25 protein-coding genes are annotated in these 24,244 nt (G+C 71.6%); 19 read left to right on the top strand and 6 right to left on the bottom strand.

Annotated elements, in window-relative coordinates; genetic code table 11:
- Positions 1–5: 5 nt before the first annotated feature.
- Together KME79_RS30850 and KME79_RS30845 are read right to left on the bottom strand one after the other, a co-directional pair.
- Positions 6–821: a hypothetical protein gene (locus KME79_RS30850; protein ID WP_219548087.1), complete on the bottom strand. Its 816-nt coding sequence runs from the start codon at positions 819–821 to the stop codon at positions 6–8.
- The gene (locus KME79_RS30845; RefSeq protein ID WP_219548085.1) at positions 818–2,005 is read right to left on the bottom strand and encodes a KR domain-containing protein; all 1,188 of its coding nucleotides are present in this window, start codon (positions 2,003–2,005) and stop codon (positions 818–820) included. The genes KME79_RS30850 and KME79_RS30845 overlap by 4 nt, the downstream gene beginning before the upstream one ends.
- Before the next feature lie 331 nt (positions 2,006–2,336).
- Between KME79_RS30845 and KME79_RS30840 the strand changes: the two genes are divergently transcribed.
- From KME79_RS30840 to KME79_RS30805, 8 genes are all read left to right on the top strand, one after another.
- On the top strand, positions 2,337–3,608 hold the full coding sequence (locus KME79_RS30840) for a HEAT repeat domain-containing protein (protein ID WP_219548083.1): 1,272 nt from the start codon (positions 2,337–2,339) through the stop codon (positions 3,606–3,608).
- A 43-nt stretch (positions 3,609–3,651) separates the two neighbouring features.
- On the top strand, positions 3,652–4,296 hold the full coding sequence (locus KME79_RS30835) for a DUF6073 family protein (protein WP_148031002.1): 645 nt from the start codon (positions 3,652–3,654) through the stop codon (positions 4,294–4,296).
- A gap of 37 nt (positions 4,297–4,333) precedes the next feature.
- Positions 4,334–5,350 carry an SRPBCC family protein gene (locus KME79_RS30830; RefSeq protein WP_219548081.1) on the top strand — a complete coding sequence of 339 codons (1,017 nt, stop codon included), beginning with the start codon at positions 4,334–4,336 and terminating at the stop codon, positions 5,348–5,350.
- 51 nt (positions 5,351–5,401) lie between these two features.
- Positions 5,402–6,661, top strand: coding sequence for a cytochrome P450 family protein (locus KME79_RS30825; RefSeq protein ID WP_219548079.1), 1,260 nt, complete (start codon positions 5,402–5,404; stop codon positions 6,659–6,661).
- Positions 6,662–6,827: 166 nt separating this feature from the next.
- Positions 6,828–7,919, top strand: coding sequence for a class I SAM-dependent methyltransferase (locus tag KME79_RS30820; RefSeq protein WP_219548077.1), 1,092 nt, complete (start codon positions 6,828–6,830; stop codon positions 7,917–7,919).
- Positions 7,916–9,340, top strand: coding sequence for an alpha/beta fold hydrolase (locus KME79_RS30815; protein WP_219548075.1), 1,425 nt, complete (start codon positions 7,916–7,918; stop codon positions 9,338–9,340). Before KME79_RS30820 ends, KME79_RS30815 begins: the two co-directional genes overlap by 4 nt.
- The gene (locus KME79_RS30810) at positions 9,337–10,776 is read left to right on the top strand and encodes an alpha/beta fold hydrolase (protein ID WP_219548073.1); all 1,440 of its coding nucleotides are present in this window, start codon (positions 9,337–9,339) and stop codon (positions 10,774–10,776) included. The genes KME79_RS30815 and KME79_RS30810 overlap by 4 nt, the downstream gene beginning before the upstream one ends.
- A 27-nt stretch (positions 10,777–10,803) precedes the next feature.
- Positions 10,804–11,388 (top strand): hypothetical protein, encoded by a 585-nt coding sequence (locus tag KME79_RS30805; RefSeq protein WP_219548071.1) that lies wholly within the window; start codon positions 10,804–10,806, stop codon positions 11,386–11,388.
- A gap of 1 nt (position 11,389) precedes the next feature.
- Here the strand turns inward: KME79_RS30805 and KME79_RS30800 are convergent, their stop codons facing one another.
- On the bottom strand, positions 11,390–12,598 hold the full coding sequence (locus KME79_RS30800; RefSeq protein ID WP_219548069.1) for an FAD-dependent monooxygenase: 1,209 nt from the start codon (positions 12,596–12,598) through the stop codon (positions 11,390–11,392).
- 133 nt (positions 12,599–12,731) lie between these two features.
- On the opposite strand from KME79_RS30800, the gene KME79_RS30795 reads away from it, so the two are divergent.
- The 3 genes from KME79_RS30795 to KME79_RS30785 all read left to right on the top strand — a co-directional run bounded on the left by KME79_RS30795 (position 12,732) and on the right by KME79_RS30785 (position 15,408).
- On the top strand, positions 12,732–13,103 hold the full coding sequence (locus KME79_RS30795; RefSeq protein ID WP_187281106.1) for a VOC family protein: 372 nt from the start codon (positions 12,732–12,734) through the stop codon (positions 13,101–13,103).
- Positions 13,104–13,211: 108 nt separating this feature from the next.
- On the top strand, positions 13,212–14,804 hold the full coding sequence (locus KME79_RS30790) for an MFS transporter (RefSeq protein WP_219548067.1): 1,593 nt from the start codon (positions 13,212–13,214) through the stop codon (positions 14,802–14,804).
- Positions 14,805–14,835: 31 nt separating this feature from the next.
- Complete coding sequence (locus KME79_RS30785; RefSeq protein WP_219548065.1) at positions 14,836–15,408, top strand: DUF5655 domain-containing protein; 573 nt, start codon at positions 14,836–14,838, stop codon at positions 15,406–15,408.
- An 8-nt stretch (positions 15,409–15,416) separates the two neighbouring features.
- Here KME79_RS30785 and KME79_RS30780 read toward each other — a convergent pair whose 3' ends face one another.
- On the bottom strand, positions 15,417–16,421 hold the full coding sequence (locus KME79_RS30780) for an aromatic ring-hydroxylating oxygenase subunit alpha (RefSeq protein ID WP_148031012.1): 1,005 nt from the start codon (positions 16,419–16,421) through the stop codon (positions 15,417–15,419).
- Between the two features lie 160 nt (positions 16,422–16,581).
- Between KME79_RS30780 and KME79_RS30775 the strand changes: the two genes are divergently transcribed.
- The 7 genes from KME79_RS30775 (at position 16,582) to KME79_RS30745 (ending at position 22,337) form a co-directional block, all read left to right on the top strand.
- Positions 16,582–17,025 carry an ester cyclase gene (locus KME79_RS30775; protein WP_219548063.1) on the top strand — a complete coding sequence of 148 codons (444 nt, stop codon included), beginning with the start codon at positions 16,582–16,584 and terminating at the stop codon, positions 17,023–17,025.
- Positions 17,026–17,038: 13 nt separating this feature from the next.
- Entirely contained in the window at positions 17,039–17,521 is a 483-nt protein-coding gene (locus KME79_RS30770) for an ester cyclase (RefSeq protein WP_187281108.1), read from the top strand.
- Positions 17,522–17,627: 106 nt separating this feature from the next.
- Positions 17,628–18,428, top strand: a complete 801-nt coding sequence (locus tag KME79_RS30765; RefSeq protein ID WP_148031015.1) for a helix-turn-helix domain-containing protein — start codon at positions 17,628–17,630, stop codon at positions 18,426–18,428.
- 87 nt (positions 18,429–18,515) lie between these two features.
- Positions 18,516–19,511 (top strand): aromatic ring-hydroxylating oxygenase subunit alpha, encoded by a 996-nt coding sequence (locus KME79_RS30760; RefSeq protein ID WP_219548061.1) that lies wholly within the window; start codon positions 18,516–18,518, stop codon positions 19,509–19,511.
- Between the two features lie 40 nt (positions 19,512–19,551).
- Positions 19,552–20,613 carry a methyltransferase gene (locus KME79_RS30755; RefSeq protein WP_219548059.1) on the top strand — a complete coding sequence of 354 codons (1,062 nt, stop codon included), beginning with the start codon at positions 19,552–19,554 and terminating at the stop codon, positions 20,611–20,613.
- Positions 20,613–21,812 carry a cytochrome P450 gene (locus KME79_RS30750; protein WP_219548057.1) on the top strand — a complete coding sequence of 400 codons (1,200 nt, stop codon included), beginning with the start codon at positions 20,613–20,615 and terminating at the stop codon, positions 21,810–21,812. The genes KME79_RS30755 and KME79_RS30750 overlap by 1 nt, the downstream gene beginning before the upstream one ends.
- A 153-nt stretch (positions 21,813–21,965) precedes the next feature.
- A complete protein-coding gene (locus KME79_RS30745; RefSeq protein ID WP_148031019.1) occupies positions 21,966–22,337 on the top strand; it encodes an ArsR/SmtB family transcription factor in 372 nt (123 codons plus the stop codon).
- On the opposite strand, the gene KME79_RS30740 is transcribed toward KME79_RS30745, so the two are convergent.
- A complete protein-coding gene (locus KME79_RS30740) occupies positions 22,322–22,810 on the bottom strand; it encodes an SRPBCC family protein (RefSeq protein WP_219548055.1) in 489 nt (162 codons plus the stop codon). The two genes, KME79_RS30745 and KME79_RS30740, sit on opposite strands and share 16 nt — an antisense overlap.
- An 85-nt stretch (positions 22,811–22,895) precedes the next feature.
- Here KME79_RS30740 and KME79_RS30735 point away from each other — a divergent pair, with 85 nt between their 5' ends.
- Complete coding sequence (locus tag KME79_RS30735; protein WP_219548053.1) at positions 22,896–23,765, top strand: LLM class flavin-dependent oxidoreductase; 870 nt, start codon at positions 22,896–22,898, stop codon at positions 23,763–23,765.
- A 151-nt stretch (positions 23,766–23,916) separates the two neighbouring features.
- Here the strand turns inward: KME79_RS30735 and KME79_RS30730 are convergent, their stop codons facing one another.
- Positions 23,917–24,069, bottom strand: a complete 153-nt coding sequence (locus KME79_RS30730; RefSeq protein ID WP_219548051.1) for a hypothetical protein — start codon at positions 24,067–24,069, stop codon at positions 23,917–23,919.
- Positions 24,070–24,244: the final 175 nt, after the last annotated feature.

Raw genomic sequence — 24,244 nt, 5'->3', positions numbered from 1 at the left:
CGGGCTCAGGCGTGGACCGCCCGCTGGAGGGTGTGCCGCCAGGTGGCCAGGAACCGGTCCCGCAGCACCTCCCGCGTCTCGGCGTCCAGGTCCAGCGCCGCCCATCCCGTGTGCCGCACCCGCAGCTCCAGCGCGGTCGCGGTGGCCGTGACGGCCACCTCGGCCTCGGTGGGCGGGCACCCGGGCACGGCTTCGATCCCGAGCGCGACCAGGTCGTCGAAGTGCGTGCGCCAGCGGACGACGGGAAACGGCCTGGGCCCCTCGGAGTCGATCACGTAGAACCAGCGCGGCGGCCACGCGGGACCGGAGAGCGGCAGCCACTCGCTCAGGACGGCCCGGTGCAGCGGGCGCCAGCCCGGCCTGTCGAGCGTCCGGCGCTCGGTGATGTCGGCGAGGCCGTCGTCCGTCTCGCCGGGGGCCGGGGGAGCGCCCGGCAGCGACGCCGCCAGGCGATCGAGCCGGTGCTGCCACAGCCGCCTGGCCTGGTGGATGGTCGCCGGGTCCGCCGACTCCAGCGTCTCACTGACGCGCAGCAGCACCGGCCCGGACCCGAGGACGTCGAACCGGACGGCGGTGACGGGGCTGACCCCGAGATACGCGCTGGTGAACGCGAGGACCCGCTCCGGGAGGATCGTCTCGACCCAGAGGCGGTACACCGAGGACGTGCCCGTCGCGACGGTCAGCTCCTGGGCGACGTGGGTGATGTCCGCCTCCAGCCGCCCCCACCAGGCCTGGGCGCGCCGGGCGTCCACGATCATCCGCCACGCGGCCGCGGCGTCGCACGGCAGCCGGACGGAGTGCTCGACGACGGAACCGTTCACCTCTGCCTCCCCGGCGCGCGGGTGTTCCAGTCACGGTGGCCCGAACCCCAGGTGTAGACGGTGTCGTCCGCGACCTGGGCGCGGACGATCCGATCCCGCGGACCGACCTCCCGATGCCGCGCGGTCCCGCCCGGGAGGCAGAGCCTCACCAGACGCCGCACCGACGCGTCGTCCACCACGAGGGAGCTGCCGCCGATCCCGGAGATCGCCGCCACCGGACGCTCGGGCGTGGGCTGGGGCCCGCCGAGCACGATCTCCTCCGGCATCGGCCGCCGCCGGTCCAGCAGTCTCTCGGTGACCTGGACGCCCCACTCCGGCGGCACGACCGCGAATCCCGCCCGGCCCGCCATCCCGGCGCTGGCCGCCCCCATCCCCACCGCCGACCAGAGCGACCACTCGGCCGTGACGACGCGCACCTCCGGGCGTTCCTCCCGCAGCCGGGCCGCCTCCCGCCGCAGCAGCTCGTTGGCCAGCGCGTACCCGCCGAACAGCCGGTGCGGGTGGCGGGACTCGGTCGAGCCGAACGCCACCACCGACCGCAGCCCGGCGGGCACCAGGGCCTCCACCAGGGTGCGCAGTGCCGTGGCCTTGCCGCCCGCCAGCCGTTCCAGGTCGTCGGCGGCCAGGTCGGCCAGCGGCGCCAGATCCAGCTCGCCCGCGGCGTGCACCAGGTGCGTGATCGGGAAGGGGGCCGCGGGAACGGCCGCGGTGACGTCCGCCTGATCGACGACCACGCGGGTGCGCGCGATCGTGGCGGCGAGCCGCCTCCGGTCGGCCGCCGGCAGGCCGCCCGCCGGGCGTCTGTCGAGCAGCCACAGCGGGTGCCCCGCGGCGGCGAGCCGCGCCGCCAGGGCCAGGCCGATCCCGCCGAGCCCGCCGCTGATCGCCACCCCCGCGGGCTCGCCGCCGGCACCGGTGGGCGCGGGCAGGCGGTACCGCATCCACCGTGGCGGACGCGTACGGAAGGACTCCCGGCCGTCGCGCACGATCTCGCGGTGACGCAGGTGCGGCCACTCGCGCGACGCCGCCCGGAGCAGGCTGCCGCCGCCGGCGCCGCGGTGGGCGAGCGTGAGCGGCAGGCCGCGCTCCGCGGCTCGCCTGATCCCGCCGAGGAGCAGAGCGGCGTCACCCGGGCGCCAGCGAGCGCCGAGTTCGACGAGCATCCCGTCGTCGTCCGCGTGCACATGTGATCCGGAATGCCGCCTTTCCGGGAGCGCGCACGGCCGCGGCGGGCAGGGGCCGGGGACGAACGTCAAATCCGTGTTCGGTGCGATCAGATTGCCCATCGCGACCCTTCCATGGATCACCTCGACCGGCTGATCGGCTTTCTGAGGTCACGCCGACAGTATCCGATCACTTTTTCTCCTGCCAGGCGCGAACACGTGCCCGGCCTCGGTAGGCAACGTGGGAGAAGTTTTGTCATCCGCTCCCTCCTAGCGTGACTGCTGTAGCCACAACTTCGCCCTTCGGAGGCAACAGATGGCAATCGATCTATGCAATAAGTCCCCGGAATCAGTGGGTAACCCCGGTCCTGAGTCATCGCTTCCGGTCGAGGCTCCGCCGCTCGAGTCGCTCCGCGACGAGCAGCGGGACGCGCTCAACTTCGCCTACCGCACGACGCTCAGCATGGACCCGCGCTTCGTGGCCGGCGACCCGGCCGCCTGGTGCAGCGATTTCGGCTACGCCCTGAACAGGGCCGCCGTCCGGGTCGACAACCGGACCGACGAGGAGCTCCAGCACGACGCGCTGCACCACCCCGACCCGGTCATGCGCGAGCAGGCCGTCTTCGAGTACGCCGACCGGGACCTGCCCGACGCGTTCGAGCTGCTCGCCGAGGTCATCCGGCACGACAAGAACCGCGAGGTCCGCTGGGACACCCTCTGGGCCATGGAGAAGCTCGGCGGCCCGCACGCCATCGCCGCGCTGCGCCGCTTCGCGAAGGACTCCGACCCGGAGATCGCCGAGTGGTCGAAGCTGTTCGCCAGCGAGCTCACCACCGGCGACCCCGCGTTCGACGGCCGCGGCGGCGTCTTCACCGAGGGCAGGACCTTCGACGAGACGATCTACCTGCTCATCCACTGCGACCTCTACGTCCGCCTCGACGGCACCAACCAGCACTGGGGCAAGGTCTCGCTGGGCCCGCTCGGCCTGGCGCGCGTCTACGGCCAGGCGCACGCGTGCCCGAACGTCGCGACCCGCGAGAAGCAGCTGCTGATGGCCAAGACGATCAGCGGCCTGCACGTCGACGGCTCGCCGCACATGGACAACTACCTGTTCCGCGGCTTCACCGAGCGCAGCAGGCGCGACCGCGGCAACTTCTTCTTCGAGTCGCAGGTCCCGCGGACGTTCTTCAAGTCCGGCCGCGCGGACGACCCCTCGCAGGGCACCCACGACACCCGCATCGGCTTCGCCCGCTACGGCACCTGGCACCTCGACCCCACGCTGAAGGTCCGCGGCGAGGACGCCATCAGGTACGTCCGCGGCCGGTTCCAGGGCTGGGGCTACACGAACGTCGAGAGCGTCGCCGGCAAGTCACTCGAGGAGATCCTGCAGCCGGGCAACGGCATCCTGTCGACCATGCACGACCCCGAGGTCAGGGACCTGACCAACGTGTTCATCCTCGGCACCTTCAAGGGGAAGCTGAACGACTGGGACGGCGACGGCCGCATCGACCTCAACTCCAGGGACGTCTACAGCACCGTCGACGGCGAGATCGACAGCAACCAGGACGGCATCGCCGACGAGCCCGGGCGCACCTGCTGCGACTACCGCGCCGTGGGCCTCTGATCCCGGCCACAGGCCGATCACACACCCCCTGAAAGGAAGAGCCATGATCACCAATCCCGAGAAGACCACCGTCTACGGCCGGCCGGTCCAGACGGACGGGGTGCCCAACCTGTACGAGGGCACGCAGGTCGTCCGCTGGGCCACGCCCGAGGCCGGCATCGACAACCTCGGCATCCACTCCTGGGACACCTTCGCCATCCCCGGAGTCGGCGAGTTCGACGTCGAGTTCGACGGTTACGTGCGGGTGGTCCGGTCCGAGCCCACGGAGAACGAGTGGGCCGACGCCGAGGTGTACACCAACCTCATCGAGATGAAGATGACCGGCACGTCGGAGGAACTGGGGACCATCACCGTCACCCTCAACCCGACCTGCCTGTCCGCCGGCCAGATCCGCAACCCCTTCGACCCCTACGCGGGAGAGGGCCCTTCGGCCAAGGCGTGCCGGATGGCCGTCGGATGCCTGTTCGACATCCCCAAGCTGGGCAAGACGCTGTTCAACAAGGAACCCGTCATCCTGACGATCGACGACGTCCGCTCGATCCCGCCGGCGGGCGCCCCGGGCAAGGGCCAGATCTACCGGATGCTGCCGCTGCACGACCTCAAGAACCCCGACGCCGAGCCGGTCGGCTACCTGACCAGCCTGCGCTTCAACATGGGCGGCTACCTGGCCCCGGAGAAGATCGCCTGAACGGTTTCCCAGCACCTCTGAACGAGCCGAGGACGCCATGACCACTGTCTCACCACTGCCCGACGAGCTCACCGTTCCGCTGACCGAGCCGTCACCCTTCCCTCCCTTCCGCGCGACGGCCCAGCCGGTCGCCCACGACCGGTGGGAAAGGCTGATCACGACGGTGACCGTACCGGCAGATCTGGACGCGGTGTGGACGGCGCTGGCCGATCCCGGGCGGATCGGGCTCTGGCTGGCGCGCACGGGTGAGTCCTGGGCGCGCGAGGGCGAGCGGAGCATGCTCGACTTCCGCGACGGCGAGTTCTTCTGGTGCCACACCGACGAGGTGCGGCCGCCCGGCCCGGACGGTCACACGGCCACGCTGAGCTATCGCTGGCGCTGGGTCGGCGTGGGCCCGGCCACCCGCGTGACGTGGCAGCTCACCGCCATGGGCGCGGCCACCACCGTGACCGTCACGGAGATCAGCTCGAACGGGCCGTCGGACTGGCGGAGCTGGAACGGCACCGGCTGGCCGGGCATCCTCGACCAGCTCTCCGACCACGTGCAGACCGGACGGGACGTGCGCTGGACCTGGCGGCGCATGGGGCCGTACGTCCAGACCGAGCTGCCCCTGCCGGCCTACGAGGCGTGGGCGGCGCTCACCGCCGTCCCGGCGCTGCAGTACTGGACGGGACGCACCTCCGGCTCGCTGAACGTCGACGACCCGATGGCGTTCGTGATCGGCGACGCCAGCGGAAGCTGCGTGCTGACGGTCACCGAGCACCTGGAGGCCGGGCAGCGGTTCCCGTCCTACCTGCCGAGCCTGAACTTCAGGCTCGACCGCGGCGGATGGCCGGATCACCTCTCCGGCCATCTGTGGATCGAGCCGGCGCACCTGGGCGGCAGCCTGCTGCAGGTCTTCCACTACGGCTGGGAGATGTTCGGCTCGACGGAGACCGCCCCGCACGACCGCACCCTGCTCACGCGGTTCTGGGCTTCGGCCTTCGACCGTCTCGGCACTCTCATCCGGCGCGCGTCCGCGCCACCGGACATGCCGGACGGCATCCCCGGATGACGTGAGCCCGCGCAAGTCATCGCACGAACACCCAACGGAAGGACCGGCGACATGGGACACGCCGAGGACGAGGTTCACCCGCTGTACCAGCCGCATCTTCGCAACAACCCCTTCCCGATCTACGCGAGCATGCGGGAGGAGGGACCCGTCCAGCTCGTCAAGGAGCCGCGCGGCATCGAGCACTGGGTGATCACCCGGTACGAGGAGGCGCGCTCCGCGCTCGCGGACCGGCGGCTCTCCCGCGATCCCCGGAACATGTGGGAGGTCATGCGGCAGACGGAACTCTACGACGAGGGCGAAGAGGACTCCGAGCCGCACATGCTCAACGCCGACCCGCCCGAGCACACCCGGCTCCGCCAGCTGGCCAACAAGGCGTTCACCGCCGAGCGGGTGGAGCGGCTCCGCCCGGGCATCCAGCAGATCACCGATGAGCTGCTCGCCGGGATCGACACCTCCAAGCAGGTCGACTTCATGCGCGAGTTCGCGGCGCCGATGCCGATCAAGGTCATCTGCACGCTGCTGGGCGTGCCGTACCAGGACGCCGTGAGCTTCACCAACTGGGTGCTCGCGGCCCTCACCCCCACCTACGTCACGGGCGAGCGGATCCGCCCGTACGAGGCCAACCGGCTGCTGCGCGACTACTTCGTCGACCTGGTCGCCCGCAAGCGCGCCGAGCTCAAGCCCGGCTCCGGGCGCGAGGAGGAGCAGCCCGACCTGCTCAGCGCGCTGGTCGTGGCGTCGGACTCGGGCAACACGTTCAGCGAGAAGGAGGTCGTGTCCACGGCGGGCCTGCTCCTGATCGCGGGCTACAAGACCACCGTGAACCTGATCGGCAACGGCATGCTGGCGTTGCTGCAGCACCCGGGCGAGATCGAGCGACTGCGCCGGGACCCGTCCCTGATGACGTCGGCGGTCGAGGAGCTGGCCCGCTACGACGGCCCCGTGGAGCGCGCGATGCTGCGCGTGGCCACCGAGCCCGTCACGATCGGCGACGTCACGATCCCGGCCGGCGGGCTGGTGACGATCGCCAACGCCGCGGCCAACCGCGACGAGAGCAGGTTCGAGGACGGCGAGCGGCTCGACGTGAGCCGCGGCGACCGCAACCACCTGGGGTTCGGCTACGGCATCCACTACTGCATCGGGGCGCCGCTGTCCCGGCTGGAGACCGAGATCGCGTTCACGTCGTTGCTGAACGAGTTCTCCGACATCACCCTCGCCGTTCCGGTCGAGAAGCTGGAGTACCGCGAGACCGGTGTGCTCCGCGGCCTCGCCGAGCTGCCAGTCTGGTTCACCCGGCGCGAGACCGCCTAGCCTCCCGACGGTCCGGGCCCGAACCGGCACGCCGATCCCGGCGTGCCGGTTTCCCTTTCCGCCCGTTCGTCGCCTCGGCACGCGGCCGCAATCTGGAAGAAGCCGCCCGGCTGAGCCGATGCCTACGCTGACGGAACTGGACAGGAAACGACGACAGGTGGCGCACATGGGCGATCCCGGCGTTTTCGACCGTACATCCGACATCGAAGAGGCCATGGCGGCCGGCGCGCGGTTCATGACGGATCTGAGCCGCGCCATGGTGGTGCTGTCGTGCGCCGTCGGGGACCAGCTGGGCCTGTTCGCGGCGCTGGCCGACGGCGGAGGCCACAGCGCGGACGACATCGCGAAGCAGGCCGGCGCCGACGCCCGTTACGTGCGCGAATGGGCGCGTACGCTGGCCGCGGCCGGCTATCTGGAGCTGGACCGCTCCGGCGAGGAGTTCCGCCTCCCGCCCGCGTACACGGCGCTCCTGGCCGACCCCGGCTCTCCCTTCTACGTCGGCGGGATCGCCCGCCTGGTCCCTCCTCTGGCCGCGATGGTCGAGCGGGTGGCGGGCTGCTTCCGCAGCGGCGAGGGACTGACGCCGGGCGACTATCCGCCGGCGATGTACCAGGCCACCTGGCGGATGAGCGCCAAGTGGCTCGAAGCGATGCTGCTCGACCAGTGGCTGCCGCTCGTCCCCGGCCTGGAGGAGAAACTGGCGGCCGGCGCCGAGGTCGCCCACCTGGCCTGCGGGTCGGGCACCGCGCTCGCCCTGCTCGCCCGGCGCTTCCCGGCCTCGCGCTGCACGGGGGTCGACCGGCACGAACTCAACGTCGAGCGGGCCCGCGGCGAGATCGCCGAGTACGGCGTCGCGGACCGGGTGACGCTCACCCAGGTGACGGGGTTCGCGGACGGCCTGTCCGGACCGTACGAGCTGATCATGGCCTTCGACTCGCTGCACCTCGCGGCCGACCCCGGCGACGTCCTGCGCGACGTGGCCCGCGCGCTGACGGAGACCGGCGTCTTCCTGCTCTTGGAGACGGACTGCTCGACCGACCCGCACGAGAACGTGGGGGACGTCGCCGCCTTCCTCTACGGCACCAGCACCCTGTACTCCGTGCCGCTCTCCCGGACGGGGCCGGTGGTGGCGGGCATGCTGGGGCTCCCGCAGCCGGTGCTCACCCGCCTGTGCGCCGACGCCGGTCTGACGGCTCCCCGGCGGATCGCCGCCCCCACCCCCTTCAACGTCCTCTACGAGATCAGGAAGGCATCATGAGCGGAGCCCGTACGGCCGGCGACGTCCCCGCACCGCCCGCGCCGATCCGCTGGTCCGAGGCGGGCGACGGCTCACAGCGGGCCCGCGTGCCCGTACCCGTCGACCACCGCGACCCGGATGGGCCGGCGATCGACCTGGCCCTGGTCCGCTACCCCGCCGCCGGGCCCGGGGCTCGGCGGGGCGTCCTGGTCGTCACCCCCGACGACCCGGGCAGCTCCGGCATCGCGATGGCCACGCAGGTGAGGGCGGCGCTGGCGCCGTCCGTCGCCGCCGTCTTCGACGTGATCGGGTTCGACCACCGCTTCAGCGGCGAGAGCGCGCCGCTGCGGTGGGGGCTGGACCAGCGCGAGATCTTCTGGGTGTTCCACGAGTCGGAGTCGTTCGCCGAAGAGGTCCGGTTCCAGGCCGAGCTCGCCGCCAAGGCCGCCGGCCACTCCGTCGACGTGCTGCCGCACATCACCACCCGCGCCATCGCCCGGGATCTCGACGTCGTCCGGCGTGCCCTCGGCGAGGAGCGCGTCTGCCTGCTCGGGCACAACTACGGCTCCTACGTCGCCGCCGTCTACTGCGAGCTGTTCGGCGACCGCGCCGACCGGGTGATCCTCGACAGCGTCCTCAGCCCCGACTGGGTGTGGCAGGGCCTGTTCACGAACTTCGCGCGCAACTGCGAGGCCACGCTGCGGCACTGGTGCGCGGCGACCGCGCGCCCGCAGGGTCCCCTCGGTGACACCCCCCAGCAGGTGCGCGACGCCTTCGACGAGGTCCTCCGCAAGGCGGGGGCGGCGGGGGTCACGCTGCCTGGGGTGCCGGTGCCGCTGAACGAACAGTTCCTGCGGGTGCTGACCATGATGCTGCTCAGCTCGCGGCGCTCACATCCGGCCCTGGAGGACGTCATCCGGTCGGCGAGGTCCGGCGCGCCACTCCAGCCGGGCACCCAGCAGCTCATCGGCTCGATGTTCGCGGTGCCCCGCGACGCGAGCACCGCCGCCGCGCAGCTGGCGATCCTGTGCGGGGACGCGGCCTGGCCGCGGGCGCTGGAGGAGTACGAGGCGGCCGTTCAGGACGCGTCCGGGTTCATGGACCGGGCCCTGCTCGGCGTCAAGGCCGGCGCCTTCTGGCCGGTCCAGCCGCTGGAGCCGCCGACCGTGTTCGGCCCCCGCGAGACGGGCGGCGTGCTCCTGATCCAGGCGGAGCGCGACATGTTCACCTCCGACGCCGGGGCGAGACGGCTGCGCGGCCTGCTGGGCGACCGCTCCCGGCTGGTCATGCTGCGGGACGTGATCGAACACCGGATCTTCCCCTTCGCCGGCGACCCCCGGGTGGACGCGGTGGCGCAGGAGTTCCTGATGACCGGGCGGCTGCCGGAGGCCGACGTCGTCGTGGGCGACGACTCCTACGAGGATGGGGAGGTCCGTCGATGAACCAGCCGGCGTCCTATTACCGGCAGCAGGTCGCATGGGGCGAGCCGGACCCCGCGCTGGGCGGCGCCCGCCGGGCGGTGCTGCGGGTGCCCCTCGACTACCGGCGGCCGGGGGAGCGCGACATCGAGATCGGCATCGCCAGGCACACCGCGACGGGCCGCCGCCAGGGGGTGCTTCTCGTCGGCCCGGGCGACGACCTGGGCAACAGCGGCCTGGCCCTCCTGGCGGCGCTGCTCGGCAGCCTTCCCGAACGGCTGACCGAGGCGTTCGACGTCGTGGGGTTCGACCACCGGTTCATGGGCGCCAGCACCCCCGTCTTCTGCGACCTCGAACCCGAGGAACGCTTCTGGGTCTTCCACCAGCCCGAGTCCTTCGACGCCGAGATGCGCTACCAGGCCACGGTGGCCGCCAAGTGCTCGGCCGGGACGCTCGACCTGCTCGCCCACGCCAACTCCCGCAACATCTGCCGTGACATGGACGTCATCCGCGGCGTGCTGGGCGCGGACCGGATCGACTACCTGGGGTACTCGTACGGGACCTATCTCGGCGCCGTCTACGGCGAGATGTTCGGCGCGCACCTGAACCGCGCGGTGCTGGACGCGATCTGCAGCCCCGACTGGGTGTGGCGCGGGCTGTTCACCGACTTCCCGGCGAACGGCGAACGCGCGCTGAACCGGTGGTGCAGGTGGGCCGCCACCCAGCACGCCACCTACCGGCTCGGCACCGCCGGCCCCGAGGTCCGGGCCGCCTACGACGCCGTCCTCGCCGCGGTGGACCGGGGGGAGCCCGTCACGCTGATGGGGTTCCCCCTCGACCGCACCCTGGCCAGGCTGATCCCCGTCGGGATACTCAACAGCGAGAAGGCCTATCCCGTGCTCGCCGACATCCTCCGCCACCTGCTCACCCAGGCGGACCTGGACGCGGGCAGCATGGAGTTCCTCGCCCGGATGTTCGGCGAGCCGAAGGAGGAGAGCGGCACGGTCGCCCAGCTGGCGATCCTGGCCGGCGACGCGCTCTGGCCCCGCAGCCCGGCGCTCTACGAGCAGGACATGCTGAAGGCGGCCGGGGAGTTCCCCTGGACCGGCGCGGCGCTCAACGGGATCAAGGCGCCGGCGTTCTGGCCCGTCCCGCCGGCGGAGCCCGCCACCCGGCTCGGCACGGAGTCCGGCGGCGGCAGCTACCTGCTGGTGGCGGCCGACGAGGACATGTCCACTCCCTGGGCGGCCGCCCGGCGGATGCACGAGGTGCTGGGGGAGCGCTCGGCCTTCGTGACCGTGGCGGACACGGCACACCACCGGGTCTTCCCGTTCTACGGCAACACCGGCCTGAACGAGCTGGTCTGCGACTTCCTGCTGACGGGGAGCACGCCGGGCCCCGACCACGTCTGCCCCAACCCGGACCGGCTCCTGGAACCGGCCGCGTCCGGCCGGGGCTGACCGGCGCCGGGAAGTAGCCTTCCTCTCATGCTGATCGAGAAGGAACGGCACGACGGCATCCGGCGCGGCGCCATCACCGTCCTGTTCCGCCGCTGGCGGCAGCGGCAGGCGACCGCGGGCAACGTGTACCGCACGGCGCTGGGACAGGTGGCGGTCGACGCGGTCGACGTCGTGACCCCCGAGCAGATCACGGACGCCGACGCGGCGGCGGCCGGCTACCCGTCCGCCGCCGCCGTGGTCGGCGACCTTCGCGGCCGCCCCGGTGACCCCGTGTACCGGCTCCGCATCCGGTTCGTGGACGAGCCGGATCCCCGTGACGAGCTCGCCGCCTCCGGCGAGCTCACCGCGGCGGACCTGGAGGACGTCGAGGCCAGGCTGGCCCGGCTGGACCGGGCGAGCAAGACCGGTCCGTGGACGGCGGCGACCCTGGAGATCATCAGCCGCCGTCCCGCCGTACGGGCCGGCGACCTGGCCGAAGAGCTGGGCCGCGATGCCGCCCAGTTCAAGCTGGACGTGCGGAAGCTCAAGAACCTGGGGCTCACCGTCAGCCTGGGCACCGGCTACCGGATCTCTCCGCGCGGCGCGGCCTACCTGGCGGACCGGCGGCGATAGGTCACGGGGGCGCCCACCCGAACAGGTCGGAGCTCTGCCCGCCGCCATCGCCTCCCCGGGTCATCGCCCTCAGCATCGCGTCGCGGATGACGGCCAGCAGCGGCGAGCGCACGTGCGCGACGCGGCCCAGCATCCGCGACTGGCGCACGACCTTGCGCACCCGCGGCCCTCGTTCCGCCGCGTAGCGACGCAGCGCCGCCTCCACCGCCGCGGTCGTCGCGACGCCGCCGGCCAGCACGCCGGCCAGCACGACGGCGTCCTCCAGGGCCATTCCGGCCCCCTGACCGAGGGTGTAGACCATGGGATGCGCGGCGTCGCCGGCGAGCACGACGCGGCCCCGGGCCCACGTGCGCGGCGGCGGGCGGTCGAAGACGTCGTGCGCCACGCACCCGGCCGGGTCCGCCGAGGTCGTCACCTTCCGCAGGTCCGGGTGCCAGCCGCCGACGCGCTCGTGCACCCGGGACAGGGCCTCGGCGACCGGCAGGGACGGCATGACGCCGCGCGGGGCGGTCATGGACGCGACCCAGTAGAGCTCGCCGCCGCCGATGGCGGCGGTGAACAGGACCAGGCCCCGCCCGTAGGCGATGAAGCCGTCCGGGTACGCGGCGGGCGCCGGGCCGATGCCTCTGACCGCGGTGAACCCCCGGTAGCGCGGTGGGCCGTCGCCCAGCAACTGGGCGCGGACGGCCGAGTGGATGCCGTCCGCGCCGACCAGGACGTCCCCGCTCAGGACCTCCTCGGTGCCGGTGACCAGTCCGACGCCCGAGTCACCGTGGAGGTAACGGGTGGCGGCGCGGCCCTCGACGAGTTCCGCCCCGGCCGCCTGAGCCTCGTCCCGGAGCAGCCGGTGCAGGTCGGCGCGCAGGACGGTGACCGAGGGCATGCCCCAGCGGTCCTCGTACCCGTCGAACGACACCCACCCGAGCACCCGTCCGCGATGGTCGAGGAACGCGCTGCGGTGCGGGGCCGAACCGCGGGCGCCCGCGGGGTGGCCCGCCTCCCGGACGCGACGGGCGAGATCGGGCGCGATCGCGGCCAGCGCCTTGACGGCGTTGGGGGCCAGCACCAGCCCGCCGCCGGCCCGCTCGGGTTCGGCCGAACGCTCCAGGACGACCGCGTCCAGCCCGCGGTGGCGCAGCGCGATGCCCAGGGCCAGCCCGGCGATGCCGCCGCCCGCCACGAGGATCCGGCCTCGTCTCGTCGCGTCCATCCTCCGAGCATGCCCGACAGGAGGGCGCGACTTTTCTCCCACATTGCGGCCCCTCGTACCGGGCGCGCGACGCCGACGCGTAGGAAGCAGCCGACCCTTGACGGGTAGGATCTTCCCTACCTACGATTGCCGCATGGAAATCACGCATCTTCAGAAACTCACCGTTCCCGTCACCGACCAGGACGCCGCCAAGGCCTTCTACGTCGACAAACTCGGCTTCGAGGTCCGCACCGAGCAGCCCATGCCGATGGGCGACAACCTGCGCTGGATCGAGGTGGCGCCCAAGGGCGGGCAGACCACGCTGGTGCTGTGCAACTGGATCCCGAACACGCCGCAGGTCCAGAACGCCATGCTCGAGACCAAGAACACCGACGAGGCCGTGGCCGCCCTCCGCGGGGCCGGTCTCTCCATCGACGACCCGACCCCGACGCCCTGGGGCAAGCAGGCGACGATCACCGACCCTGACGGCAACACGTTCATCATCACCGACGGCGGCGGCGCCTGACCCGACCGTCACCACCGCGCGGCCCGGCCCGCGTGGTGGCCCGCCCATCGTCTAGCGCCCGGTACGCGCCTCGCCCGAAGGGCGCCCCGTACTGAGGTGGGAGAAACCATGACGCAACCACCCCGCGACGAAACGTGGTCACCATCCGATGCGGACGACCACGCGCCCGCAGGCACCGTCTCGACCCGGATGTGGATCACCCTGGTGCTGGTCTCTCTCGGAGCCATGATGGAGGCGCTGGACTCCACCGTGATGGCGATCGGGAACCCGATGATCGCCGTCGAACTCGGCACCCGGCTCACCCAGCTCCAATGGGTCAGCAACGGCTACATGTTCGCGGTGGTCGTCTTCCTGATCACGGCCGGGAAGATCGGTGACCGGTTCGGCCACCGCAACACCTTCCTCGTCGGCATGGTCGGCTTCGCCGCCAGCTCCGTCGCGGCCGGACTCGCCGGTTCCGTGGAAGTGCTCATCGCCGCCCGCGTCGCGCAGGGCCTGTTCGGCGCGGTGCTCGCGCCCAACTCCCTGGCGATCATCCGGAACCTGTTCCCGTACGATCGCATGAAGACCGCCATCGGGATCTGGGCCGGGTTCGGCGCGCTGGCCATGGCGGCGGGCCCCTTCGTCGGAGGCCTGGTGGTCGGTCAGTTCGGCTGGCGGGGGATCTTCTTCCTCAACGTGCCGATCTGCGTGGTCGTGGTGATCGCCGGCCTGCTGCTGATCGACAAGGGGCGCGAGCGGCGGCTCGTCGCACCGATCGACATCCCGGGCGTGATCCTGCTGTCGGGCGCGCTGCTGGCGCTGGTGTGGGGGATCGTCCGCATCCCCGTGGACGGCTTCGACCTGTTCACCGGGCTGCTCTTCGTGGCCTTCGCGCTGTTCGGCGGGCTGTTCCTGTGGCGGCAGCGGACCTCGGCGAACGCGGTGCTCCCGTTGCGCCTGTTCCACTCCACGTCGCTCTCGGCCGCCGTCGTGGTCATCGCGATGGCCGCGTTCGTCGCCTTCGGCAGCTACTTCTACTTCGGCCTCTACCTGGAACAGGTGCAGGGCCACGCGCCGTTGACCGCCGGGCTGCTGCTGCTTCCGCAGACGGTCCTGTTCGGCGTCGGCGCCGCGGTCGGCGGCAAACTGAGCAGTGACCGGGGCCCGCGCGTGCCGATGATGCTCGGCGCCGTCCTGGTCGCCCTCGGCTCGGTGGGTATCGCGCTGCTGCAGGCCGATTCCTCGTACGCGCTGCTCGGCCCGTCGCTGGGGCTCATGGGCGTCGGGATCGGCGCGATCGTGCCGGTGGCCGTCGGGGTGATCCTCGGCCACAGCCCCGCCAATCTCGCGGGGACGGCGTCGGGCATGCAGCAGACCGCGCTCATGCTGGGCGCGGTTCTCGGCACGGCCATCATCGGCACCGTCATCAGCCTGCGCGTCGCCGCCGACCTTCCCGGGCGCCTCACGGCGGCCGGGGTCCCGCAGGACGCCGCAGGCAAGGCGGTGGAGCAGACCTCGGTGGCGGCCCAGGGCGTTCTGCCGCAGGTCGGCGGGGTGACACCCGAGGTCGGCGCCCGGATCGAGATGGCGGTGGGGCAGAGCTTCACCAGCGGCCTGAACACCGCGCTGATCGTGGGCGCCGCCCTGATGGTGGTGGCCGCCGTGATCGCGAGCCGCGTGCGGGCGCCCGAGCAGGACCCGGGCGGAGCCTGGGGCTGACTTCCGCAATCCATCGAAAGGAAACCTGGCCATGGCGCTCTCAGGAGCGGAGATGCTGGTCCGCGTGGCGGCCTCTCTACCCGACAAGACCGGCAAGTCGCTTGAGGAGTGGGTGGCCTCGGTAGGCGAGTCCGGACTCGACCCGCTCGACCAGCGCGCCGTGCGGCAGTGGCTGAAGTCGGAGCACGGGCTGACCAAACCGCAGCAGGAGGCGGTCGCCATAGCCGCGGCCAAGGAAGCCGGCTGGTCCGAGCCCACGGCCGACGACCACCTCGCCGCGCAGTACGACGGGTCCAGGCAGGGCCTGAAGCCGATCTACGAAGCGCTGGTGGAAGCGGCCACCGGGCTGGGCGGCGACGTGACCCTGGAGGTGCGCGCGAACTTCGTCGCGGTGAACCGCAAGCGGCAGTTCGCCGCCATCCAGCCGGCCACCGCCAGCCGGATGGATCTCGGCCTGCGCTTCACCGATCCGCCGGCGGACAAGCGGCTCAAGCAGGCCACGGCGCCGGGCCAGTCCACCCACAAGCTCGGCCTGACCGCCGTCGAACAGGTCGACGACGAGGTCAGGGCGCTGCTGCGGCAGGCGTACGAGCAGAACGCCTGATTGCGGGGTCACCGCAGATAGTGCCGCGCCGGGTTGGCCCGCGGATACCGGCGCAGGTACGCGAAGAAGTCGGCGAGCGCGGCGTCGCCGCGGGTCAGCAACCCGGGCGTGTAGTGAATCGTCATCAGCACCGGCGCGTCCTCGGCCAGCAGGTTGAACATGAAGGCCTGCGCCTTGGTGAGGAACTCCTCGGCCTTCTCCGCGGGCTCGCCGGGCAGCACGTGGGTGCCCCAGCTGAAGAACGAGGCGGTCGTCCGCGCCCGGGGCGCCGCCATGCCGGTGATCCAGTAGAACCAGCGGCCGTCGAGCGTGCCCTGCTGCCAGAAGATGTTGCTGCCGTGGATCGACGCCCACACCCGGTACTCCTCTCCGCCCGGCATCAGCGCGTGGTAGCGGTAGCCGACGGAGAACTCGTCCCAGGTGACCGACTCGTTGGGGTCCTCGACGAACTTCCCCTCGTGCGGGAGCGCGAAGTGCTGCAGATCCATGGTCTGGGCCGCGACCACCCACGGATCCACCGCGAGCTGCTGGTCGAAGGCCATGGCCCGGGTCGCGACGCGCGCCCCGGGCACGGGCGGGTCCGCACGGGGCAGCTCGAACAGCGGCGCGGAGCCGTTGAACGCCCAGACGATGCCGTGGGCCTCGACGGTGGGGAAGCGGAACAGCCGCGCCCGCGGATCGACCGGGGTGCCGCCGGCGGAGACGCACCGCCCGTCCATCCCGTACCGCCAGCCGTGGAAGGCGCAGCGGATGGCGTCGCTCTCAAGGCTGCCCACCGCGAGGTCGGCGCCCAGGTGGACGCAGTAGGAGCTGAACACCGCCACCTCACCGGAGGGCCAGCGCACGGCCACCACCCTGCCGCCCAGCAGGTCGGCGCCCACGATGCCGCCGGTCTCGGGCAGGGCGTCGCTCAGGCACACCGGGTGCCAGGTCTGGGTGAACAACCCGTCCTCGCCCTCGGAGGGGATCGGCTCGGAGCGGGGCCGGTGTCGTACGTCGTCCGTGATCGTCATGACGGGTTCCGACCTTCCTGGCGGGGGGAGCTGAATCGCGTTCAGTCTCACCGCCGCCTGACGGCGGGGTCAATCGAGCCCGTCAGAACGACAATCTCGAAGAAACCCGGCATACGTCGATGTGTTTGCCTAAGGAGGTGTCATCCGACTGGGAGGAACCGTGCACGTCGATACGGACCAGCTCGCCGCGAACAAGGCCGTCGTGGGCAAGCTCGTCGACGCGTGGAACGTCCGCGACGTCTCGCAGATGATGCAGTACTGGTCGCCCGACATGGTGCACCACGGCCGGGACGGGGCCATGCCCGCCAGTGAGGTGGGCGGCGAGATGCAGCGCTTCATCGCCGCGTTCCCGGACATCCACATCCACGTCGAGGAGATGATCGCCGAGCGTGACCTCGTCAGCACCCGGCTCACGGTCTCGGCCACCCATTCCGGCCCCTATCTGAACATCGAACCCACCGGCCGGTCCGTCCGCTGCGCCCTGATGGGCCAGCTGCGCATCGTCGGCGGCAAGGTGGTCGAGCACTGGGGGGTCGCCGACACCGTCCATCTCCTGGAGCAGCTCGGGCTCATCGACGGCGAGCTGCTGGAGGCGACCGCATGACCTGGGAGGGCGTGTGAACGACGAACTGGCGACAGTCAAGGCCGAACGGGAAGAGGTCGTCCGGCGTTTCCGCGGGGCCGTCCTCTTCTCCAGGGATCTGTCGGCGATAGAGGAGGTGCTGGCCCCGGAGTTCGTGGACCACTTCGCGCCTCCGTGGGATCCGCCCGGCCGCGACGGCGTCGCGCACCGGTTCGGCCAGGCCGCCGACGCCCTGACCACGACCAAGGTGGAGGTCCTGGTCTCGGTGTGCGAGGGGGAGTTCCTGTCCCAGGCCATCGAGCTGCATTTCGCGCACACCGGCGAGTTCATGGGCATCCCGGCCACGGGCCGGTCCTTCGCGATCGGCGGATCGAACACGTTCCGCTTCGACGGCAGGCAGATCGTGGAGCACTGGGGGGTCTTCGACGTCGCCAAGATCCCGGATCTGCTGCGGGAGACGCACGGCGCCCAGGGCGGCTGGGCGTCGATGTGGCCGGAGCCCTCCAGGCCGGCCTGAACGACGGCCGGGCGGCGTGGACAACCCCGACCCCGTCAGCGGATGCTACTGGGAGCTGGAGGTAAGCGTGCGGATCCGCGGAAGCAGCGCAACGGACAAGCCCGGCATGTCAGACGATCATCGGCTCCGGGCCGTCGAACAGGTCCTCAGCAAGATCCGGCGTGACCTGTCACGCACCCACTCGCTCGACGACCTGGCGCAGACCGCGTGCTTCAGCCCGTTCCACTTCCTGCGCGTGTTCCGCGGCATCACCGCCACCACCCCCGCGCGGTTCCTGGCGGCGCTGCGGATCGCCGAGGCGAAACGGCTGCTCGCCGTCACGAACCTGGACATCACCACGATCTGCATGCAGGTGGGGTACACGAGCCTCGGCACGTTCTCCCACCAGTTCGCGCGGCACGTCGGGGTGTCCCCGCGCAAGTTCCGGCGGCTGATCAGCGAGATGGCCGACCAGTCCTGGGAAGCGGTGCTCGACGCCGCGGCGCCCCCGCCACCGGAGCCGGAGCCGGCCCGGACGCTCCGGGTGCGGCTCAACAACCTGCGGCCGGGCGACTTCGCGCTGATCGGTCTCTTCGAGTCCGGCATCCCCCAGGGCTGGCCGGCGGCCTGCGCCATGGCGCGGGGCACCAGCGAGGCCGATCTGGCGGTCGGACCCGACGGCTCCTACATGGCCCTGGCCATGAGCTTCCCGCCGGACGTCGACGTCGAGGACCTGATGACCAGCGACGTGCCCGGCCTCTGCCTGGTCGGCTCGTACGGGCACATACAGGTCAGAGGCGGGCACGTCACCCAGAGCAGCATCGTCATCGACCTGCGCCCGCGCCGGCCGAGCGATCCCCCCATCGTCTTCGTCTCCCCGCTGCTGGCGGCGCAGGAAAGCCTGCTGGACTCGACGGTCGGCACCTGACGGCCGTTGCGCAGGCTCGAAGAAGTACCGGCGATCGGCCTGACCTAGCGTTTGGGCCACCGCGTTATTCCCCCAGCGGAGGTGACCGTGACCAGTCTCGACGCCCCGGTGCCCCGGCCGACGAGCCCGCACCTTCCCCACGAAGGCGACGACGGACTCTACACACAGAGCTGGTATCCCATCTGCATGGCCGAGGATCTGACGCCGGGCGCGGTCGTCGGCGCGGAGTTCCTGGGCGGGCGCGTGGTGGCGTTCCGCGACCGGTCAGGGCGGCCGTCGGTGCTGTCCGCGTACTGCATGCACCTCGGGGCCGACCTCAGCGTGGGGACGGCCGCCGGCGGGCTGCTGAGATGCCGCTTCCACGGCTGGACCTACGACGAGCAGGGGGTGTGCCGCCGGACCGGCAGCGGCGACGCGGTGCCCGAGGGCGCGCGGCTGTTCAGGTTCCCCACCGAGGAGAGGTTCGGCGTCGTGTGGGCCTTCAACGGCACCGAACCGATCTTCCGGATCCCCGGGCTGCCCTGCCCAGAGGAGGAGATCAGGGCCCGGCGCGGACGCTTCGGGCACCTGGCCATGGAGCCCTGGATGGTCTCGGCCCACACCCTCGACCTGCAGCACCTGTCCCTGCCGCACGGGTTCGACCTGAAGGTGCCGCCCGCCGACACCGTACGGCGCACCGAGCACAGCCACGGCTACGACCTCGTGGGCTCGCTGCCCGACGGCACCGCGTACGACGTCCGGATCGACATCCACGGCCCCAACCTGTTCCTGCAGACAGGGCTGCTCAACGGGCGCTGGTACTTCTGGATGACCTCGCCCAGCCTGCCCGCTCCCGGCCGGACGGACTCGTTCTTCGTGTACGGGATCCGCAAGGACGGGTCGGAGACCGAGGAGGCCGCGGAAGAAGCGCTGCAGCGGGTGTTCAAGGCGCAGATGCAGTTCTACTCCGATGACTCCGACATCTTCGACACCATCCACTTCCAGCCGGGCCTGCTCACCGCCCGTGACAAGACCCTGGCGATGTTCCTGGACTACATGCGCACCTATCCCCGTGCCAATCCGGCACGCGAGTTCCTCAACTGACCGCCGCGCGCTCCCGAACGGAGTAAAGGTGTCCGATGCCATGCCCGACATCCAGGCCGACGACGCGTTCGGCACCATGCTGGCCCTGACCGACACGGTCGCGCCCTGGGCCGTCCGCGTGGCGGCGACGCTGCGCCTGGCCGACCTGGTCGCGCCCGGCGGCGCCCCTGCTGACGCGATACTCAAAGGACTCGAGGCCGCGGGCGAGAGGGTGGATCAGGAAGCGGTGCGCCGCCTGCTGCGCTACCTCGCGTCCCTGGGTGTCTTCGAGTACGACGCGGCTTCCGAGCTGTACCGCCCGACGCGGCTGTCGGAGCTGATGACGGAGGACAGCCCCGTCAGCATGCGCGACTGGTGGCGCATGGACAGCGCGATGTGCCGGCTCGACCAGACGCCCACCCTCATGATGGAGGCGATCAGGACCGGCGAGCCGGTGTACGAGCGGATCTTCGGCCGGGACGTCTGGGCGGACCTCGCCCAGCACCCGCCGCTGGCGGCGTCGTTCGAGCAGGCGATGGCCCACAAGACCCGCATATCCCTGGACAGCGTCATCGCGGCCGTCGACTGGCGGGCCCGCGGAGACGTGGTGGACGTGGGCGGCGGCCACGGGCTGCTGCTGCAGGCCATCCTGAAGATCTCCCCGCAGGCCCGCGGAACGGTGTTCGACACGCCGGCGGGCGTCGCCACGGCACGGGCCCACCTGGCCGGTTCGCCGGTCGCCGGCCGCATCGCCTTCGCCGAGGGGGACTTCTTCGGCCGGTGGCCCGCCGGCGCCGACACCTACGTCCTGATGAACGTGCTGCACAACTGGCCCGACGACCAGGTGGTGCGGCTGCTGCGGCGCGGCGCCGAAGCCCTCGGGCCCACCGGCCGCCTCCTGGTCGTCGAGACGGTCGTCGGCGGCGCGGGCGACCAGCGGAGCCTGGCCCGGCTGGACATGATGATGCTGCTGTTCTGCGGAGGAAAGGAACGCAGCCGCCCGCAGTACGACGAGCTCGCCGCGCGGGCCGGGCTGACCATCACCGGTTCGCACCCGACCTCCTTCGGCCTGGCCATCCTGGAACTGGCCCCGGCCGGGACGACACCCGCCGGGAGCGCGTGATGGACGAGCGCACCGTGCACCCATTCCCGTTCGGCCCCACCATCGGGCTGGAACTCGACGGGAAGTACCGCAAGCTGCAGGAATCCGAGCGCGTCGCCCGCGTCCGCATGCCCTTCGGCGGGGACGCGTGGCTGGTCACCGGGTACGAGGACACCAAGTTCGTGCTCTCCGACCCGAGGTTCAGCCGTGCGGTCACCCTGACGATGGATCTGCCCCGGCTGCAGCCGCACATCGTCCAGAACCCCGGCATGATCATGAGCATGGACCCGCCCGACCACACGCGGGTCCGCCAGGTGGCCGCCCGCGCGTTCACGCCCCGCAGGGTGGAGAAGCTGCGGCCGTGGATCGACGAGCAGGTCGACGGCCTGCTCGACCGGATGACCGGGCAGGGGCCGCCAGCGGACCTCGTACGGGATCTCGCGCTGCCGCTGCCCGTTTCGGTGATCTGCGAGATCCTGGGCGTTCCGTTCGCCGACCGGGAGAAGTTCCGCGACTGGTCGGACATCGTCATGTCGGTCACGGCGTTCACCCCGGACGAGATCCAGGCGGCGTTCCTGAGCCTCACCGAATATCTGCGGTGGCTGGTCGGGCAGCGCCGCGTCGCGCCGGCGGCCGACCTGTTCAGCGCCATGGTACGGGCGCGGGACGTCGAGGCGGTGATGAGCGAGGAGGAGCTGATCACGTTCGGCGTCACCCTGCTCGTGGTCGGTCACGAGACGACCGTCAACGAGATCGCCGACATGATGTTCGTCATGCTCCGCGACGGCCTCTACGCCGAGCTGGCGCGGGGCGATGGTCCGCCGCTGCCCCGCCTCGTCGAGGAGCTGCTGCGCTTCGTCCCGCTGGAGAGCCCCGGCGGATTCGCCCGCGTCGCCACCGAGGACGTCGTCGTCGGCGGAACCCTCATCGCCAAGGGCGAGGCCGTGTACACCCAGCTGTCGGCGGCCAACCGCGACCCGGAGGTCTTCACCGAGCCGGACGAGATCGACGCCGAGGCCGAGCGGGAGCCGCACCTGACGTTCGGGTTCGGCCCGCACCGGTGCATGGGCGCGGCGCTGGCGAAGATGGAGATCGAGGCGGCCGTCGGCGGTCTGCTGCGCAGGGTCCCCGGCCTGCGGCTCGCCGTCGAGCCCGAGGAGATCGTCTGGAAAGCCGACCGGCTGGTGCGAGGGCCCGAGGCGCTCCCGGTGACGTGGTGAGCGGTCCGGCGGGAGGATTCGCCTGGCCCGGCGCGCCCGTCCTGTCCTCGCTCCCGCCGGCCGCATTGACAGGTAGGATAGCGCCTACTGATAATGTAGGCGGGTCGGCGCATACCGGGCCGCCGGCGACAGTGCGATCAAGGGTTGCTCATCATGCCGCGGAGCGGGAAGACGACGACGCCAGACGGCGTCCCCACCCTGCTCGACGACGTGTTCCCGGCGCTGGCCAACCCGGTCAGGCGCCGCATACTCCAGCTCCTGCTCGCCGGGCCGCATTCGGTCAACAACCTGGCGGCGCACTTCGACATGGCCCGCCCGAGTGTGTCGGAGCACCTGAAGGTGCTGCGCGACGCCGGCCTGGTGACCGAGCGGAGAGTGGGCAGGGAACGCCACTACTCGCTGTGCCGGGCGCCTCTGGAGGAGATCTCCAACTGGCTCCACCCGTACGAGGTCTACTGGCAGGACCGGCTGAGGCTCCTGCGCGACACGGTGGTGGAGGAGGAAGCCGATCAGCGGGGGCGGTAGGGGAGCCCTTCGCCGGTCGCGTCCTGCCCGGCGGTGTCGCCGGCGAGGACCGTCTCCAACCGGCTGAACAACCACGAGCGCCAGCCGCCGCCCATGATCCGGCGCGCTCGCTGCTGCAGCTCGTCGTCCGGGTCGAAGCCCTCATGGTCGAAGAACAGGCGGGTGCCGTGGCCCTCGGCGACCAGCCGCCAGGTCGCCGTGCACCGCGCTCCGCTCGGGCCGTGGTCGTCCCAGCTGATGCGCAGCATCCGCTCGGGCTCGATGGCCAGCACCTGGCAGTGGATCACGCCGTCGAACTTCGTCGTCGGCACGGCCTGCGTCACGATGGTGAACCGGTGGCCGACGACCGGCTGGAAATCCTCCGGCCCCAGCCATTTCGTCACCAGCCGGGGCTCCACGAACGCCCGCCACACGCGGTCGGGAGGGTAGGGCACGAACTCGTCCAGCCTGATCGCGCGGGGGTCGTCCGTCATGTGTGTCAGCTCTCGATCAGCGACTGAAGAACCAGAGCGAGTCTATCGCCGCAGATAAGAAGGCGCACTTGCGAAGGAGACACCGATGAAGATCGGAATAGGGTTGCCGGGTGACGAACCGGACCTCCTGCTCGACTGGGCCCGGCAGGCGGACGCGGGACCGTTCAGCACGCTGGGACTGCTCGACCGCTTCATCTGGCGCAACCCCGAGCCGCTGGTGATGCTGGCGGCCATCGCCGCCGTCACCCGCCGGATCCGCGTCCAGACCGAAGTGCTGATCGGCCCGCTGCGTGACACCGCCCTGCTGGCCAAGCAGGTGGCCACCCTCGATCGGCTCGCACAGGGCAGGTTCACGCTGGGAATGGGGGTCGGCAGCCGGACCGATGACTTCGCCGCGGCCGGAATGCCGCTCAAGGGGCGAGGACGACGGCTCGACGACCAACTGTCCGAGATGCGCCAGTTGTGGGCCGGCGAGCGCACGGCGGGCGGGCTCGGGCCGGTGGGGCCCGCGCCGCTGACCCCCGGAGGCCCGGAGATCCTGTTCGGCGCGTTCGCGCCGGCCGCGCTGGCCCGGGTGGCCCGGTTCGGCCACGGGCTGCTGTGCGCCGCTCCTCCGCCGTGGGCCGGCGACCTCTTCCGCGCCGTGGACAAGGAGTGGTCCCAGGCCGGCCGGGCCGGGCGCCCGCGCAACGTCGGCCAGCTCAACGTGGCCTTCGGCTCGGCGGAGACCGTGGCCACGGCCAAGGCGGCGATCAGCGAGTGCTACGCGATCGTGGGGGCCTCCCACTGGATGGTCGAGGGCATGCTCACCACCGAGGACCAGATCCGCACGGCGCTGCGCGGCTTCGAGGAACTCGGGGCGGACGAGGTCATCCTCTACTGCTGGTCGCCCGAGGCGGGCCAGGTCGCCCGGCTGGCCGGTCTCGTCGACCGCTACGGCGCGGCCCTCACCTGACACCCACGGCGGTGGACATCGCCGGATATCCGTGTTTCGTACGTGCCAAGGGGTAGCGCGGCAGACCCGGCGGCGACCGTTCGGAATGGGGAACGACGGTGATCACTTCGATGGTGAGACTCGACGACGTGCCGGTCGGCGAACGGTTCGACTACTGGTGGCAGGCCGTGGCCAGGTCGGTGGTCTCGGTCAGCGCCGCCAGCGATCGGGCAGCCGACATCTGGGCCGAGATGACGACGATCGGCCTCCGCTCGGTGCAGATGTCCCGGGTCAGGTGCGCCGGTTTCGAGGCGCACCGGAGCATGAGCAGGATCCGGAGTTCGGATCCCGGTGTGGACGAGGAGCGATCCGCGCGACAGCGCGACGGGGCGGCACGGGGCCGGCTCGGACGGCCTCATCCTGCAGGTCCCGCACGCCGCCCTGCCGTTCCCGCAGCCGGAGATCCGGCGGGTGCCGGCCGCCCGGGAGAGCACACGTCT

Origin of the sequence: Nonomuraea harbinensis (assembly GCF_019396385.1) — a bacterium.
Lineage (GTDB): Bacteria > Actinomycetota > Actinomycetes > Streptosporangiales > Streptosporangiaceae > Nonomuraea > Nonomuraea ferruginea.
The sequence above is the reverse complement of the archived record's forward strand: the minus strand, read 5'-3'. Positions and strand labels throughout refer to the sequence as shown.